The following is a 16,381-nucleotide window of genomic DNA, read 5'->3' as shown; positions in this document are numbered from 1 at the left end:
GAGGAGCGATCCGCATGATCCTACTTCTGTCCACTTCGGACACCGATCTGCTCAGCGCGCGGGCCGCCGACGCCGAGTACCGGCTCGGCAACCCGGCGCGGCTGGGCGTGGACGACCTGCCCCCGCTGCTGGAGGACGTCGACCTCGTCGTCGTGCGGCTGCTCGGCGGCCGCCGGGCCTGGGAAGAGGGCCTGGACGCGCTGCTCGCGGGCCCGCGCCCGGTGATCGTGCTCGGCGGCGAACAGGCCCCGGACGCGGAACTGATGGAATGCTCGACCGTGCCGGGCGGGGTGTGCGCCGAAGCGCACCGCTACCTCGCCCACGGCGGTCCGGACAACCTGGCTCAGCTGCACCGCTTCCTGTCCGACACGATCCTGCTCACCGGGCACGGCTTCGAGCCGCCGGCGGAGACGCCGACCTGGGGCGTGCTGGAGCGGACCCCGCGGCGCGCCGAAGGCCCGACCGTCGCCGTGCTCTACTACCGCGCGCACCACATGGCGGGCAACACCGCGTTCGCGAACGCGCTGTGCGAGGCCATCGAAGACGCCGGTGGCCAGGCCCTGCCGCTGTTCTGCGCCTCCCTGCGGGCGCCCGACCCGCAGCTGCTGGAACAGCTCGGCCGGGCGGACGCACTGGTAGTCACCGTGCTCGCCGCAGGCGGCACGAAGCCCGCCACGGCCTCCGCCGGCGGTGACGACGAGGCGTGGGACGTCGGCGCGCTCGCCGAACTCGACATCCCAATCCTGCAGGGGCTGTGCCTGACCAGCAGCCGCGAGGCCTGGGAGGACAACGACGAGGGCCTGTCGCCGCTGGACATGGCCACGCAGGTCGCCGTGCCCGAGTTCGACGGCCGCCTGATCACCGTGCCCTTCTCCTTCAAGGAGAACGATGCCGAGGGGCTGCCGGTCTACGTGGCCGACCGCGAACGGGCGGCCCGGGTCGCCGGCATCGCGGTCCGGCACGCGACGCTGCGGCACGTGCCGCCGCAGGACAAGCGGCTGGCGCTGATGCTGTCGGCCTACCCGACCAAGCACTCCCGGATCGGCAACGCGGTCGGCCTGGACACGCCGGTCAGCGCGGTCCGCCTGCTGCGGGCGCTGCGCGAGCAGGGCTACGACATCGGCCCCGAGGACGGCCCCGACGCGCTGCCCGGCGTCGCGGACCAGGACGGCGATGCGCTGATCCACGCGCTGATCGCCGCCGGTGGCCAGGACCGCGACTGGCTGTCCGAGGAGCAGCTCAGCGGCAACCCGGTCCGCATCCCCGCGCGCCGGTACGCGAGCTGGTTCGCGACGCTGCCCGAGGACCTGCGCACCGCGATCGAGCAGCACTGGGGACCGCCGCCGGGCGAGCTGTTCGTCGACCGCTCCCAGGACCCGGAGGGCGAGATCGTGCTCGCCGCCGTCCGCGCGGGCAACGTCGTGCTCATGGTGCAGCCGCCGCGCGGTTTCGGCGAGAACCCGATCGCGATCTACCACGACCCGGACCTGCCGCCGAGCCACCACTACCTGGCGGCCTACCGCTGGCTGATCGACGAGTTCGGCGCCCACGCCATGGTGCACCTGGGCAAGCACGGCAACCTCGAATGGCTGCCCGGGAAGACGGCGGGCATGTCCGCCTCGTGCGCCCCGGACGCCGCGATCGCCGACCTCCCGCTGATCTACCCGTTCCTGGTCAACGACCCCGGCGAGGGCACCCAGGCCAAGCGCCGGGTGCACGCCACCCTGGTCGACCACCTCGTGCCGCCCATGGCCCGCGCGGAGAGCTACGGCGACATCGCCCGGCTGGAACAGCTCCTCGACGAGCACGCCAACATCTCCGCGATGGACCCGGCGAAGCTGCCCGCGATCCGCAGCCAGATCTGGACGCTGATGCAGGCCGCCAAGCTCGACCACGACCTCGGGCTCGACGAACGGCCGCACGACGCGGAATTCGACGACATGCTGCTGCACGTCGACGGCTGGCTCTGCGAGGTCAAGGACGCCCAGATCCGCGACGGCCTGCACGTGCTCGGCGACGCCCCGGCCGGCGAGGCCCGGGTGAACCTCGTGCTCGCGATGCTGCGCGCGCGCCAGATGTGGAGCGGGCAGAGCGCCGCGCTGCCCGGCTTGCGGGAAGCACTAGGGCTCGCCGAGGACGGCAGCGCGGCCCGGGAGCAGGTCGACGACGTCGAGACCCGCGCGCACGCCCTGGTCCAGGCGATGGAGGACCGCGGCTGGAGCCCGGATTCGGCGCCGGAGGTCTGCCGGGAGGTCCTCGGCACCGCCGAGGACGCGGTCGTGCGGGTGCTGGAGTTCGCCGCGACCGAGGTGGTGCCGCGGCTCGCCGCCACGACCGACGAGATGACCGCGACGCTGCACGCCCTCGAAGGCGGGTACGTTCCCGCAGGTCCCAGCGGGTCGCCGCTGCGCGGGCTGGTCAACGTCCTGCCCACCGGCCGCAACTTCTACTCGGTCGACCCCAAGGCCGTGCCCAGCCGCCTGGCCTGGGAGACGGGGTGGGCGATCGCCGAATCCCTGCTCGACCGCTACCGCGCCGACACCGGCGACTGGCCCCGCTCGGTCGGCCTGTCGGTGTGGGGCACCAGCGCGATGCGCACGTCCGGCGACGACATCGCGGAGGTGCTGGCGCTGCTCGGTGTCCGGCCGACCTGGGACGAGGCGTCGCGCCGGGTCAACGGGCTGGAGGTGATCCCGCTCGACGAGCTGGGCCGCCCCCGCATCGACGTCACGGTCCGCATCAGCGGTTTCTTCCGGGACGCCTTCCCGCACGTGGTCGCGCTCCTCGACGACGCCGTGCGCCTGGTAGCCGCCCTCGACGAGCCGGACGAGCAGAACTTCGTGCGGGCGCACGCGCGCGCCGACCTCGCCGAGCACGGCGACGAGCGGCGCGCCACGATGCGGATCTTCGGCTCCAAGCCGGGCGCGTACGGCGCGGGGATCCTGCCGCTGATCGACAGCCGGAACTGGCGCGACGACGCCGACCTGGCCGAGGTGTACGCGGTGTGGGGCGGCTTCGCCTACGGGCGCGAGCTGGACGGCGAACCGGCCCGCGCCGACATGGAGAGCGCCTACAAGCGGATCTCCGTGGCGGCGAAGAACACCGACACGCGCGAGCACGACATCGCCGACTCCGACGACTACTTCCAGTACCACGGCGGCATGATCGCCACGGTCCGCGCGCTGACCGGCAAGGCCCCAGCGGCCTACATCGGCGACAGCACGCGCCCCGACTCGATCCGCACCCGGTCCCTGACCGAGGAGACGTCGCGGGTGTTCCGGGCCCGCGTCGTCAACCCGCGGTGGCTGGCGGCGATGCGCCGCCACGGCTACAAGGGCGCGTTCGAGCTGGCGGCGACGGTGGACTACCTGTTCGGCTACGACGCCACGACCGGCGTCGTGGCCGACTGGATGTACGAGAAGCTCGCCGAGACCTACGTGCTGGACGAGGAGAACCAGCGGTTCCTCACCGAGTCCAACCCGTGGGCGCTGCACGGCATCACCGAGCGGCTGCTGGAGGCCGCCAACCGGCAGATGTGGCAGGAGCCGAACCCGGACACCTTGCAGGCGCTGCAGGACGTGTACCTGCAGACCGAGGGTGATCTGGAGGACGGTCCCGGCCAGCGCTGACAACCGGTCCGGGGCGGGCCAGAGCTACCAGACCCCGCCCCGGCCTCCCGCAATTTCCATTGAAATTGCGGAGGTTGTCCACAGCCATCGGCGTGTCGTGGCGCGAGACGCCGACGGTCCGCAATTTCCATTGAAATCGAAGGTTCGATTTCAATGAGGTTTTTCCAACCTCGTTTTGCGTGGCGGTGCGGGTAGCGGAACCTCAGAGGCTCCCTGGACTGTGGGTGCCCTGACTTATGTATGTCCAATACACGGCGTCAGGGCCGTCCTCGCCAGGAAGCCTCTGAGAACCCGCGGCGGTGCAGGTGTCGTAGGTGGGTTATGCGCCTGCGGCGCATGCGGCACCCCATCGACGTGCAGCTTTGCGACCCGCGGCTGCGGGCCGACCAGGATGAAAAACGCTCAATGGAAATTGCGGGGCTCCGCCGCTACCGGCGCGATTCCGGAGCGAGGTCCGCCACCGGACCGACGACGATCACCGCGGGCGGCTTGATCTCCGCGTCCCGCACGGCGTCGGCGACCTCGCCGAGCGTGGTGCGGAGCGTCTGCTGGTTGCGCGTGGTGCCTTCCTGCACCACCGCGACCGGCGACTTCGGGTCTCGTCCGTGCTCGATCAGGACGGCCGCGAACTCCCGGATCCGCTTGACCGCCATCATCAGCACCAGGGTGCCGCGCAGCCGGCCCAGCGCCGGCCAGTCCACCAGCGACTGCTCGTCGTGCGGCCCGACGTGCCCGGACACGACCACGACCTCGTGCGCGACGCCGCGATGGGTGACCGGCACGTCGGCCGCGGCGGGAGCCGCGAAGGCGCTGGTGATCCCGGGAACCGAGGTCACCGCGACCCCGGCCTCGACGCACGCCAGCAGCTCCTCGAACCCGCGCCCGAACAGGTACGGGTCGCCGCCCTTGAGCCGGACCACGAACTTGCCGGCCTTGGCGTGCTCGATCAGCAGCGAGTTGATGACGTCCTGGTTGGCCGCCCGCCCGTAGGGGATCTTCGAGGCGTCCACGACCTCCACGTGCGGGCCGAGCTCTTCGAGCAGCTCGCGCGGCGCCAGGCGGTCGGTGATCACCACGTCCGCGCGGCCCAGCAGCTGGCGCCCGCGGACCGTGATCAGGTCCGGGTCGCCCGGGCCGCCGCCCACGAGCGCGACGCCCGGCGCCGGCGGCTCGGACCGCTCGTCGACCACACCGGTGCGCAACGCCTCCACGAGCCCGTCCCGCACGGCGGCGGAGCGCCGGTGGTCGCCGCCTGCAAGCACGCCGAGCAGCAGCCCGCCGTGCTGGGCCACCGCGGGCGTGACGGCGGTCCCCTGCGAGGCGTCGTCGGCGCGGACGCAGAAGATGCGGCGCCGCTCGGCTTCGGCCGCGACCGCGGCGTTCACCTCGGCCCCGGTCGCGCACGCCACGACGTACCAAGCACCTTCCAGGTCGCCGTCGGCGTAGGGGCGCCGGTGCCACGTCAGGTCGCCTGCCTCTGCCATCGCCTCGACGGCCGGGGTCGCCTCCGGCGCGATCACGTCGACCAGCGCACCGGAGTTGATCAGGCGCGGGACCCGGCGTTGCGCGACGGTGCCCGCGCCGACGACGACCACCCGCTTCCCGGCGAGGTCGAGCCCGGCGAAGTAGTGCTGTTCAGTGTGCTTGGTCATGTCCGTAGTCCATGTCGGCTCCGCCCCGGCGAACTCGCCGGGGCCTTGTGCTCGGGGGCGCAGCCACGCGGTAGGCCACCTCGTCGTGGCTCACGATCACCGGCCTGACCGCGGGGCGCCACCTGGCACAGCCGGTGGACGCCGGTCACGCGCGTTCCGCGTCGTCGCCGCGGGCGGCGACTTTCCACCAGAGCGCGGCGCCGCCCCATACTGCCATGAAAGCGGCCAGCGTCAGATAGCCGAGCAGTTCGAAGTGGTTACCGATGGCCGCGATCGGCTCCGCGAAGGACACGCCGAGCTCCTGGAGCAACCCGGCGAGGACGACCAGCGCGACGACCGCGGCGAGCACCACCGTCAGCGCGGTGGTCGTCACGTTCACCCACAACCGCCGCAGCGGCCGCGCCAGCGACCACGTGTAGGCCCGGGACATCAGCATGCCGTCCACGCTGTCCACTGTGCACATTCCGGCGGCGAACAGCAGCGGCAGGCTCAGCACGGCGATCGCGGACAGGTGCTCGGTCGGGGAGACCATGGCGAGCACGGTGATCTCGGTGGCGGTCTGCATGCCGAGCCCGAACAGCAGCCCGATGCCGAACAGGTGCCAGGAGCGGGCCACGTTGCGCATCCGCCCCCGCAGCACCCGGGCGAGCAGGCCGCGCCGCCCGAGCACCAGCTCGACCTCGGCCTCGTCGACCGCGCCGCGGCGGGCGCGGCGCAGCAGCCGCAGGGCATCGCGCAGCACCAGCGCGTTGAGCACGGCCAGCGCGGTCAGGACCGCGATCACGATCAGGTCCACCGCCGTGGCGATCCGCACGCCCGCTTCCTCGGCCCACCGCTGCGCGGCGGGCCCGGCGATGAAAGCGACCGCGACGGCGAGGAAGAGCACCACGCTGGCGTGTCCGAGGGCGAACCACATGCCGGTCGACACCGGTCGTCTGCCGCGCTGCATCAGCAGCCGCGTGGCGTCGTCGATCACCGCGACGTGGTCGGCGTCGAACCCGTGGCGCAAGCCGAGCAGGTACGCGGTCATCCCCGCGGCGGCGAGTCCTCCCACGGCGCCGAATTCCTGCTGCTGCAGCAGGTACGCGCCCCAACCCGCCAGGTGGAGCACTCCGACGGCGGCCAGCACGACCGCTGCTTTCCGGCGCTCGGTGGCGCCCCAACCGGCCTGCGGCCGACTCACTTCGGCATCCCGAGACATGGGATATCCGACCTCCTGGGTTTCCCGCCCGAGGGGCTCGGTGTCCGCACGCCGCGGCGCGGCGCGGGGCCGGCGCGCAGTCTCCTGACTCCCGGATCGACGCGGCACCCCGGCCTTCCAGCTGCACGCAGCCGTGGCAACGAGTGGGGCCCACTCCCCGGTCACAGTGGCGGGACCGTCCCGGATTCGCACCGGGTTCCTGCACTGTCGGCGGCCGTATCCTTGCCTGCCCCGCGACCCGAGGTCAAACCCCGGGTGAAGTCGATCACGGCGGGACGGCAGGTCAACTGATCGGCCCGCCCGACCAGCTGCCCGAACGGGTGAATTCGACTCTTCCCTCGTTCCGGTCGGCCAGCGCATGCTTGGGCTACGGCGACCTCAAGAGCCCGGTTTACCTGGGCGTATTTGATCAGAACTGGAGAGATCGAGTAGGCTGCCAGGCGTCGGGATGTTCCCGGCAACGGCCCGTTCAGGACCCAGGGATCACACGTATCAGCCCAGGCTGGTGCGTCACCGTTCATGCGGGGTTCCCCGGCAAGAGAACGGGACGTAGCCATCACCACAGCTCGCGGAACGATGGCCGATCGGCTGAGACTGCCCAGCCTGGACTCCAGCCGTGCACCAGTGGTACGGCGGAGAGCGAAATGTCCTGCTCGAACAAGTAAGAACAACGAGTAGGAAGCAGGCGACCATGAACGAGACCCACACCATCACGCTGAACCTCCAGGTCGTGGAGGCGGGCGCGAAGACCACCGCCGACGTCGGGTTCACCACCCCGGGCGGTCAGGCGCTGCACGGGCACGGCACCGCGCGCCGCCATCCGGACGACCCGGAGGTACCGCAGATCGGCGACGAGATCGCGATCGCCCGCGCCCTGTTCGAACTGGCGCACAAGCTGCTGGACAACGCGGCCAGCGACATCGGCGAGCGCCTGCACCGCCGCGTGCACCTGCCCGCCTGACGCGCAGCCGGGGGGCGTCTCCGATCCGTCGGGGGCGCCCTCCGGCATGTCTCACGAATGCGCTTCGACCACCTCGCGCGCCGTCTTCGCGACGAGGTCCGCGAGGTCGTCGTCGAGCCCGGGGCGGGCCCGGACCCGCAGCGGCGCGGAATCCAGCTGCGGGAGGTCGTCGCGCACCACCAGCCCTTCCAGGCGCGGCTTCGCCGAGGGCAGCAGCGTGACGCCGAGGCCGGACCGCGCGGCCGCGAGCACCCCGGCCAGATCGGCGGCCTCGCACACCAGGTCCGGATGCCGGCCGATCCCGGTCACCGCGTCGACCGCGAGCCGCCGCATGATGCACGGCTCGTCGAAGACGACCATCGGCAGCGGCTCGCCGGGGCCCGGCGGCGCCCAGTCCGGTGCCGCGTACCAGTCCAGCCGGAGCCGGCCCGCGCCCGGCTCCGCCCGCCGACCGACTGGTCGATCAGCAGGGCGATGTCGATGCTGCCGCGATCCACCGCTTCCGCGAGCCGCGCCGTCCGGTCCAGCCGGAACCGCACCTCGAACGCCGGGAAGGCGGCTCGCATCCGGGTCGCCAGCTCGGGGAGCAGCCGGTCGGCGGCGTGCTCGGTGGAGCCGAAGACGAGCGTGCGGCGTTCCTCCGCGCCGAGCCGGCGCAGCGCTTCGTCGTGCGCGTCGAGGATGCGTCGCGCCTCCGCCAGCAGGAGCTCTCCGGACGCGGTGAACTTGGCCTGCCGCCCCTCCCGGACCACCAGCTTCCGGTCCAGCACCCGCTCCAGCTTGCGGAGGTGCTGGCTGACCGCGGACTGGGTCAGGCACAGCGCGGCGGCGGCCCGGTGGAACCCGCCGCAGTCGGCGACCGCGACCACGCTGCGCAACGCGACGATGTCCAGAACGGCACTCATGCGACCACCCTAACCGATCAGCGATTGAAATCGATCGCGATCACTTATCGTTGTTGGACGCGGCCAGGTCTGGCGGGCGAGGCTGGGATCATGAAGGGCACCCGCTCGATCCCGCTGCCGCTGGCGGCGCCGATCGTCGTCATCTGGGCCAGCGGATTCCCCACCGGGAAGCTGGGCGTCGGCGCCGCTCCCCCGTTCCTCCTGACCTCCGTGCGGCTCGCGCTGGCCGCGGCGGTGTTCGCGGCGATCGCGGTCTGCGCCCGCGCGACCTGGCCCGGCGGCAAGCGGTTCGGGCACACCGCCGTCGCCGGAATCCTCACCAGCGGAGCACAGTTCGCCGGGTGCTACGGCGGGATGGCCGTCGGGGTCCCGGCATCGGCGACCGCGCTGGTGCTCGCCATGAACCCGGTGCTCACCGCGGCGCTCGCGGCCGGATTCCTGGGCGAGCGGCTGAGCCGGATCCGCATGATCGGGCTCGTCCTCGGCGTGCTCGCCGTCGTCGTCACGCTCGGCGGCCACGTGCTCGCCGACGGCGCGGTGAACCCGGGAATCCTGCTCACCCTGCTGGGGTTGCTCGGTTTCTCCGCGGGCGGGCTCTACCAGCAGCGGTACTGCACCGGCGTCGACGTCCGGGCCGGTGGCGCCGTGCAGTCGGGCGCGGCGGCGCTGGCGGTCGGCGTGATCGCGGTGTTCGAGCAGGGCCACGTCGCGCACTGGGGGCAGGCGACCGCGGTGCTGCTGTGGCTGGTCCTGGCGGGATCGGTGGCCGGAACCGCGTTCTACCTGCGGGCGATCGCGGTCGGCGGCGCGAGCCGGACGAGCGCCCTGTTCTGCATCGTCCCGCCCGTATCCGCCCTGCTGTCCTGGCCGATCCTGGGCGAAACGCCGTCCCTCACCGCCGTGCTGGGAATGGCCCTCGGAGCCGTGGCGTGCGTGCTCGGCACCAGGCCCGACCCGGCCCGCGAGCCCAAGCCTCGAGAACCCGCAGAGGCTCATGCCGCGGCGTGAGCGTTTTCGGTTGTCGCAGACGCTCTTCCGGATGCGGTACGGCGCGCTTCTGCCCTCGAAGCGGCGAAGCCGCGTGGTGCGGTGCGGCGTTTTCGCGCGAAACCGGCGCGCTCAGGCGTGGCGAACGCCGCTTTCGCGCGAAACCGGCGCGTAGAACGCCCCCAGCAGCCGTGCAACAGCGCTCACGAACCCCTCACTGCTTGAGGTATTCCAGCACCGCCAGCACTCGGCGGTTGGTGTCGTCCGAGGTTTCCAGGCCCAGTTTCCCGAAGATGCTCGCGATGTTCTTGCTCACCGCGCCTTCGCTGACGAACAGCTGCCCGGCGATCGCCGCGTTCGAGCGTCCTTCGGCCATCAGCGACAGCACCTCGCGCTCCCGCTCCGTCAACCGCTCCAGCGGGGTGGTCCGCCGGGCGACCAGCGCGGAGATCACCTCCGGGTCCATCGCGGTGCCCCCGGCGGCGACCCGGCGCACCGCGTCGATGAACTGCTCCGCGTTGAACACCCGGTCCTTGAGCAGGTAGCCGATCCCGCCGGTGCCGTCGGCCAGGAGTTCGCGGGCGTAGAGCTGCTCGACGTGCTGGGACAGCACCAGCACCGGCAGCCCCGGAATCTCGCGCCGGGCGACCAACGCGGCCCGCAGCCCCTCGTCGGTCTGGGTGGGCGGCAGCCGCACGTCGACCACCGCCACGTCCGGCCGGTGCTCCAGCAGCGCCCGCTCCAGCTCGGGACCGGTCTCCACGGCGGCGACGATCTCGCAGCCGTGCGCGGCGAGCAGGGTGGTCAGGCCGTCTCGGAGGAGGAAGAGGTCTTCTGCGAGGACAACGCGCACGGGATCTCCATCGTCGCCCGGGTCGGACCGCCGGGCGGGCTGCTGAGGTGCAATGTTCCGTCGAATGTACCGAGCCTGCGCCGGATTCCCCGCAGCCCGCTGCCGCGGTCCGGGTCGGCCCCGCCCGAGCCGTCGTCGGTCACGACGATCCGCAGCGACTCCCGCTGGTAACCCACCTCGACGCGGATCTCGTCCGCACCGGCGTGCTTGAGCGCGTTCGTGACCAGCTCCCGGGTCGCGAAGTAGGCCGCGGACTCCACCGCGGACGGGCATCGCCCGGGCAGGTCCGCCGACACCTCGATCCGCACGCTCAGGTCGAGGGCCAGCGCGCGCACGGCATCGACGAGGCCGCGCTCGGTGAGCACCGGCGGGCGGATTCCCCGCACCAGGGCGCGGAGTTCGGAGAGCGTCTGGCCGGACTCGGCCTTGCTCTCGCCAAGCAACTCCCTGGCCCGCTGCGGGTCGCTGTCCAGGAGCTGCTCCGCGGCGGCGAGCTTCAGCCCCAGCGCGATCAGCCGGGCCTGGGCGCCGTCGTGCAGGTCGCGCTCGATGCGGCGCAGCTGGGTGTCCTCGGCTTCGGTCGCGTCGGCGCGGGTCTCGGCGAGCCGCCGAACCCGTTGCGCCAGCAGGGTTTTCCCGGTCGGCGCCAGCAGCAGGCGGGCCCACCGGCCGTGCAGGCGCACCAGCGGCGGCGCCAGCGCCACGACCGCCGCCCCGGCGGCCAGCCCGAACGGGAATCCGGCCAGCGGGGTTTCCGCGAGCCACTTCGCCGGCGCGGGCAGCTCCGCCCACGGCCGCCCGACGTCGAAGAACAGTCCGCCGACCCGGACCCAGAACGGGATCCAGAAGCCCCAGCCGAAGACCCAGCATAACGCCGCGAGCGGGGCCAGCAGCGCCGCGGTGACCGGGCCGTCGCCGAGCAGCCACAGCAGGTCTCGCGGGCTGGCCGGATCGGTCATCGCCTGGCGGTAGCGGGCCCGCCTGATCGCGGGCCGCGGCGACTTCCGCAGCATCCGGCCGGCCCGGTAGAGCCCGTCGGACGTGGGCACCGGCGCGATGAAGGGCAGGTAGACCTCGTCCACCGGCACCCCGGACCACTTCCCGGCGAGGCTGCGGCCCAGGCCCGCGAGCAGCCGGGCGACCCGGTTGCACCAGGGCCACCACAGGAACGCGCCAAGCACGTGGGTGAGGACGAAGAGGACGACCAGGACCACGCCCGCGAGCAGGTTCACCACGGCCAGCAGGCCGAGAACCGCCAGGTGCCAGAGGGCGTGCAACCCGTGCACGACGCGTTCCCACCAAGGGCGCGGCCGAACCGGGCTCAACAGCATCCGCGTCCAAAGCCCGTGCGCCCGCAGGAAAGTCCGGCCGCCCAGCACCGCCAGCAGGCCCAGCACCGCGCCGACGACCGTGTTGAGCAGCATCCAGTTCAGGTCCCGGTTCGTCGCCGGGTCCTCAGCCAGCCACACGACGCGCGCGAGGTAACGCGGGATGCGCGGCTTCCGGTACAGCGCTTTGTCATGCCGGTACCAGCCTTCGGCGTCCGGCTGCGGTTCCGGCGGGGCAGGCCGGTACGGCACCGGCACCTCGACGCCGCCCCAGTCCCGCGCCAGCCGACGGCCGAGGTTCGCGGCCGCCCGGCAGCGTCCGATGAGCCACTCCCCCGGCGTCAGCAGGCCGATGGACGCCACACCCAGACCGAGCAGGTACAGCACGAACAGCAGTGGCCCCGGCAGCGCCAGCAGCAGGAGCACCAACCCTCGCCCGGCGGTTGTCGCACGCTGTCGTGCCCGATTTCGCATAGATCCATCTTCTCCGGCACCGGTGGAAAAGCACTGCCCATGCCTGCCGCGTGGAGGTAGAGCTAGCTCTACTCCCGAACGGGCCGGAAGCCCCCCTCGAACGGCCGCAAGACGCATACCAGCAGGCACGCGGCGTTCCTAGCGTCGAGGTCATGGCAATCAGCGAAGATTCGTCCACTGTGGATGACCTGGGGAACCGCGTCGGCGCCGAGCTGGCGAGGCTGCCCCGCCAACCGCTGGCGATCGCCTCGGCCTTCTCCTCCCTCCTCGCACCCGCGATCGGGCTCCCCGCGGCCATCGTCGTCGCGCTGGTGATCGCGGCCGCCAACCTGCGGCGGTGCACCGAACCGGTTGCCGCGTTCCTCGCTCACCTGGTGGCGTTCGCCGGGCTGTCGCTGGCCGCCACGGCCATCATGCCGCCACAGCGAGCCATGGCCGTGCTCGTCGCATGCTCGCTCACCGCGCTCGCTCTGCTCAGCTGCGGGTTGCTGACCGCGGCGATGCCGCGCCGCACCGGTTCGGCGCTCGCTGCGGCGCTGCTGCTGCCCGGCCTGCCGCTGGCCGCGATTCCGGGCCCGCTGCAACCGATCGGCGACCTCACCGCGTCGGGCGCCGCGCTCCACGCCCTCCAGACCGCCTCGGCCGGTGGCTGGCCGGCTCCGGTGCACGTGCTCGTGCTGATCGGGCACGCGCTGCTCGCGGGCAGGTCAGCCCATCGCCTCCTGGATCCGCTTCCAGGCCGCGAGCACGTGCCGCCGCTCGGTCTGCGGCGAGCCGACCGCGAGCCGCAGCAGCGTCCGGCCGTCCACCTTGGTGTGGGTCAGGTACAGCTCGCCGGAGTCGTTCAGCGATTCCATCAGCCGGTAGACCCGGTCGTTGGCGTCCTCGGTGGACAGCTCCGGGAACAGCGGCCGAAAGCAGACCAGGCCCAGCGGATGCGGCTCCAGCAGCTCGAACCGCGGGTCGTCGCGTACCCGGTCGGCGAACTCCTGGGCCAGGCCGACGGTGGCGCGGATGTGCTCGCGCAGCCCTTCCGCGCCGTACCAGCGCAGCACCGACCACAGCTTCAGCGCCCGGAACCTGCGCCCCAGCGGCACCTGCCAGTCCCGGTAGTCGATCACCTCACCGGACGCCGTCGCCGGATTGCGCAGGTACTCCGGCAGGATCGACAGCGCATCGACCATGGGCCGCCGGTCGGCCATCCACAGCAGGCTGCAGTCGAAGTTCGTCAGCAACCACTTGTGCGCGTTCGTGCAGTACGAATCGGCGAATTCGGCGACGCCGTCGTTGATCCAGCGCAGTTCCGGGCACACCGCGGCAACGCCCGCGTACGCCGCGTCCACGTGCAGCCAGATCCCGCGCGCCCGGCACACCTCGCCGACCGCGCGGACCGGGTCGATCGCCGTCGTCGAGGTGGTGCCGATCGTCGCGCACACCAGCGTGGGCACCGCGCCGGCGGCGAGGTCCTCGGCGATCAGCGCGTCGAGGTGCGCAGGGTCCATGCCGAGCGTGTCCGGGTCGACGTCGACGATCCGGACGTTGTCCCCGCCGATGCCCACCATCCGCGCCGCGCGCTCCAGGGACGAATGGGTGTGCGCGGAGACGTAGAGCGTGTGCCGCCGGGTGATGCCCCGGCTCGCCACCTGTCCGTCGCTGACCCGCTGCAGCGCGGCGAGGCAGGCGACGAGCGCGGCGCTGGACGCCGAGTCCTGGATCACCCCGCCGCCGACGGCGTCGGTCCGGAAGTGCTCGGGCAGGCCCAGCAGCTCCGCCATCCAGTCCACGACGACGGTCTCCAGCTCGGTGCACGCCGGGCTGGTCGCCCACACCATGCCCTGCACGCCCAGCCCGCTGGAGAGCAGGTCGCCGAGGATCGACGGGCCGGTGGCGTTGGCCGGGAAGTACGCGAAGAAGTTCGGGTGCTGCCAGTGCGTGACGCCCGGCACCAGCACGGCATCGAGGTCGCTGAGCACCCGTTCGAACGGTTCGCCCCGCTCGGGCGGGTGCGCTGGGAGCTGCGCCCGGACCTCGCCGGGCCCGACCTGGGACCGGACCGGATGCCGCTCGACGCCGGAGTAGTAGTCGGCGATCCAGTCGACGACCTGCCTGCCGAACTCCCGGAACTCCTCGGGAGACATGTGCCCGCTCATCCCAGCCAGCTTCGCACGCCCACCCCACCAAAACCAGCGGCCGTCGGCGCTGCCTCCCCGTTGCCGGGATGCTGCAGCGGTTCTGGATGAGGTGATGCGCGCCAGCGGCCGGGCTTGCGTCGTTGCCGAGGCGAAGCCGCCTGGCCGCCGGGTGAGGCACGCCGTTTTCGCGCGAAAACGTCACCGCCAGGCGTGGCGAACGCCGGTTTCGCGCGAAAACGGCGCTCACAACAGCCCCTGCAGCACTCGCCGTCAGCGGAGGAGGTCGACGGTGGTCAGCGGGAGTCCGCCGTCACCGGCTGGGCTCCGCGCGGGGTCACCATCCGGCCATCGACCACTGTGGACCGCGAGGTGCCCACGACCACCGTGGTGGACGCGTCCGCCTCCGCCGGGTCGAAGTCGGTGATCGGCGCGCACCACACCCGCTCCCCGGCGCGACCGGCCCCGCGGACCGCGCCCACCGGCGTGGTCCCCGGGCGGTGCTCCGCCAGGACCTCCAGGGCGCGGCCGAGCCGCCGGTCCCCCGGACGCGGATTGTGGAAGCACACCACCAGGTCGGCCTCCGCCGCCGCGCGGACGCGGCGCTCGATGACCTCCCACGGCGTGTCCGCGTCGGACAGGCTGATCAGCGCGTGGTCGTGCCCGAGCGGCCCGCCCAGCAGCGCGGACGCGGCCAGCGCCGCCGTCACGCCGGGCACGCCGACCAACTCGATGTCGGCACCGGCCTCCTCCAGCGCCATCGCGGACCCGCCGATCAGCGCCACCGCGCGCCCCTCCCGGGCCAGCGCGACCGCCTCGGCGCCGCCGGTGGCGCGCACCTCGGTGCCGGGGCGCAGCAGGTGCCGGACCTGGTCGACGTGCTCGTCCGGGCCGACGACCACGGAGGCGCGGCGCAGCTCGACGTCGGCGCGCGGGGTGCGCAGGTCGGGGTTGCCCGGGCCAATGCCGATGATCGTCAGCCGGCCGCGGGGCCGGATGCGCGCGGCGGCCGCGGTCACGTCGTCGCCCTTGATCTTGGGCACGACCAGCTCGACAGGCGCCCCACCGCCGAGCTCGGCGGCCGCGCGCAGCGCCGATGCCTCGGCGACGGAGGGCGTGCCAGCCGCCGCGCTCGCCGCCTCGCTGGGGTTGGGCACCTCGATGCCTGCCAGCGCCTCCGCCGGATAGGTCAGCAGCGACAGCTCCTCGCCGCCGTCGGAGTGCCAGAAGCCCAGGTCCTGCACCGCCTCCAGGATGCCGTCCTCGTCCGCCTTCAGGTCGACGCTGGCGACCGCGCGGATCGCCCGCGGGTCCAGGCCGTGCTCGCGGTCCAGCCGGGCGATCGTCTCGGTCACCGCCGTCCGCGAGACGCCTCGGGCGGCTCCGACGCCGACGACCAGCGTGCGCGGGATGAGCCGCAGCGTCCGCTCCTCGTCCTCCGTCGGCCGCCGATCGTCGATCACGACCGTCCACAGCGGCGCTTCGGGGTGGGCGGAGACGTTGGGCGGCAGCGCCGGCAGCGGGAAGCCGTGCGGGTTGACCAGACGGACCGACCAGCCGTCGAGGATCGCGCCGCCGCAGGCCGCCAGGTCACCGTCCACAGTGGCGTCGAGCTGGTCGACGAGCTCGTCCAGCGGGGTGGTGCCGGCGCTGTCGGAGGCGGCGGTGACCACCGGGGTGCAGCCGAGCACGTCGGCGACCTGCTCGGCGAGCGCGCCCCCGACGTGGCCGCCGGTCAGGGCGATGGCGAAGCGGCGGTCGTCGTCGACGCAGACCACCCCGGGATCGCTGTGCTTGTCCCGCAGCAACGGCGCGACCAGCCGCACCGCCGCGCCGCTGGCCAGGAAGAACACCGCCGCGTCCAGGTGGTCCCACAGGCGGCGCACGGCGGGCGCGATCGGCCCGTCCGCGACGACGGCGTCCGGCCCCAGCCGCCCGGCCAGTTCGGCGGCGGACCGCCGTCCCGCCGCGGTCACCGCGAACAGACCGATCACTGGCACTCCTCAACCTGGTCGACTGCTTTCCCGAACGCCTCAGCATGGTGCCACCCCCATGGCGCCCTCCCGCCCGGGCGGGACCACTGCCACCGCAATTTCAATGGAAATCACGTCTCCGATTTCCATTGAAGTTGCGGAAGTTGTCACAGCCATCGGCGTGTCGTGGCGCGACACGCCGACGGTTCGCAATTTCCATTGAAATCGAAGGTCCAATTTCCATTGAAATTGCGGCCGACGGGGACCTGGCCCGCCGGGAGGGGATGTG

General features: G+C 72.6%; 12 protein-coding genes and 1 riboswitch. Of the genes, 3 read left to right on the top strand and 9 right to left on the bottom strand.

Annotation, left to right across the window (positions count from 1 at the left end; all coding sequences use genetic code 11):
* Positions 1 to 14: 14 nt before the first annotated feature.
* Entirely contained in the window at positions 15 to 3,629 is a 3,615-nt protein-coding gene (gene cobN, locus E1288_RS20120; RefSeq protein ID WP_132487325.1) for a cobaltochelatase subunit CobN, read from the top strand.
* Between the two features lie 428 nt (positions 3,630 to 4,057).
* Here the strand turns inward: cobN and cobA are convergent, their stop codons facing one another.
* On the bottom strand, positions 4,058 to 5,281 hold the full coding sequence (cobA, locus tag E1288_RS20115; RefSeq protein ID WP_132487323.1) for a uroporphyrinogen-III C-methyltransferase: 1,224 nt from the start codon (positions 5,279 to 5,281) through the stop codon (positions 4,058 to 4,060).
* Positions 5,282 to 5,426: 145 nt separating this feature from the next.
* Positions 5,427 to 6,464: a HoxN/HupN/NixA family nickel/cobalt transporter gene (locus tag E1288_RS20110; protein ID WP_235883682.1), complete on the bottom strand. Its 1,038-nt coding sequence runs from the start codon at positions 6,462 to 6,464 to the stop codon at positions 5,427 to 5,429.
* A 95-nt stretch (positions 6,465 to 6,559) separates the two neighbouring features.
* Positions 6,560 to 6,684: riboswitch (cobalamin riboswitch) on the bottom strand.
* Positions 6,685 to 7,173: 489 nt separating this feature from the next.
* On the opposite strand from E1288_RS20110, the gene E1288_RS20105 reads away from it, so the two are divergent.
* Complete coding sequence (locus tag E1288_RS20105) at positions 7,174 to 7,443, top strand: DUF1876 domain-containing protein (RefSeq protein WP_132487319.1); 270 nt, start codon at positions 7,174 to 7,176, stop codon at positions 7,441 to 7,443.
* 51 nt (positions 7,444 to 7,494) lie between these two features.
* Here E1288_RS20105 and E1288_RS49850 read toward each other — a convergent pair whose 3' ends face one another.
* Positions 7,495 to 7,803 (bottom strand): LysR substrate-binding domain-containing protein, encoded by a 309-nt coding sequence (locus E1288_RS49850; RefSeq protein WP_268951849.1) that lies wholly within the window; start codon positions 7,801 to 7,803, stop codon positions 7,495 to 7,497.
* Positions 7,749 to 8,348 (bottom strand): LysR family transcriptional regulator, encoded by a 600-nt coding sequence (locus E1288_RS20100; protein ID WP_268951848.1) that lies wholly within the window; start codon positions 8,346 to 8,348, stop codon positions 7,749 to 7,751. The genes E1288_RS49850 and E1288_RS20100 overlap by 55 nt, the downstream gene beginning before the upstream one ends.
* A 90-nt stretch (positions 8,349 to 8,438) precedes the next feature.
* Between E1288_RS20100 and E1288_RS20095 the strand changes: the two genes are divergently transcribed.
* Complete coding sequence (locus tag E1288_RS20095) at positions 8,439 to 9,356, top strand: DMT family transporter (protein WP_132487317.1); 918 nt, start codon at positions 8,439 to 8,441, stop codon at positions 9,354 to 9,356.
* A gap of 193 nt (positions 9,357 to 9,549) precedes the next feature.
* Here E1288_RS20095 and E1288_RS20090 read toward each other — a convergent pair whose 3' ends face one another.
* From E1288_RS20090 to E1288_RS20070, 5 genes are all read right to left on the bottom strand, one after another.
* Positions 9,550 to 10,188 (bottom strand): response regulator transcription factor, encoded by a 639-nt coding sequence (locus E1288_RS20090; protein ID WP_132487315.1) that lies wholly within the window; start codon positions 10,186 to 10,188, stop codon positions 9,550 to 9,552.
* Positions 10,140 to 11,942, bottom strand: a complete 1,803-nt coding sequence (locus tag E1288_RS20085; protein WP_132487313.1) for a sensor histidine kinase — start codon at positions 11,940 to 11,942, stop codon at positions 10,140 to 10,142. Before E1288_RS20085 ends, E1288_RS20090 begins: the two co-directional genes overlap by 49 nt.
* 415 nt (positions 11,943 to 12,357) lie before the next feature.
* Positions 12,358 to 12,591 (bottom strand): hypothetical protein, encoded by a 234-nt coding sequence (locus tag E1288_RS20080; RefSeq protein ID WP_132487312.1) that lies wholly within the window; start codon positions 12,589 to 12,591, stop codon positions 12,358 to 12,360.
* Between the two features lie 106 nt (positions 12,592 to 12,697).
* A complete protein-coding gene (locus tag E1288_RS20075; RefSeq protein WP_132487310.1) occupies positions 12,698 to 14,128 on the bottom strand; it encodes a pyridoxal-dependent decarboxylase in 1,431 nt (476 codons plus the stop codon).
* Between the two features lie 287 nt (positions 14,129 to 14,415).
* Entirely contained in the window at positions 14,416 to 16,113 is a 1,698-nt protein-coding gene (locus E1288_RS20070; RefSeq protein WP_132487308.1) for a cobalamin biosynthesis protein, read from the bottom strand.
* Positions 16,114 to 16,381 lie beyond the last annotated feature (268 nt).

Source organism: Saccharopolyspora elongata, assembly GCF_004348985.1.
Taxonomy (GTDB): domain Bacteria; phylum Actinomycetota; class Actinomycetes; order Mycobacteriales; family Pseudonocardiaceae; genus Saccharopolyspora; species Saccharopolyspora elongata.
The sequence above is the reverse complement of the archived record's forward strand: the minus strand, read 5'-3'. Positions and strand labels throughout refer to the sequence as shown.

Bases quoted from the DNA above. Each gene is read 5' to 3' on its own strand.
- E1288_RS49850 (WP_268951849.1), bottom strand. From the start codon at position 7,803: ATGGTCGTCTTCGACGAGCCGTGCATCATGCGGCGGCTCGCGGTCGAC.
- E1288_RS20075 (WP_132487310.1), bottom strand. From the start codon at position 14,128: ATGTCTCCCGAGGAGTTCCGGGAGTTCGGCAGGCAGGTCGTCGACTGG.
- E1288_RS20100 (WP_268951848.1), bottom strand. From the start codon at position 8,348: ATGAGTGCCGTTCTGGACATCGTCGCGTTGCGCAGCGTGGTCGCGGTC.
- cobN (WP_132487325.1), top strand. From the start codon at position 15: ATGATCCTACTTCTGTCCACTTCGGACACCGATCTGCTCAGCGCGCGG.
- E1288_RS20105 (WP_132487319.1), top strand. From the start codon at position 7,174: ATGAACGAGACCCACACCATCACGCTGAACCTCCAGGTCGTGGAGGCG.
- cobA (WP_132487323.1), bottom strand. From the start codon at position 5,281: ATGACCAAGCACACTGAACAGCACTACTTCGCCGGGCTCGACCTCGCC.
- E1288_RS20095 (WP_132487317.1), top strand. From the start codon at position 8,439: ATGAAGGGCACCCGCTCGATCCCGCTGCCGCTGGCGGCGCCGATCGTC.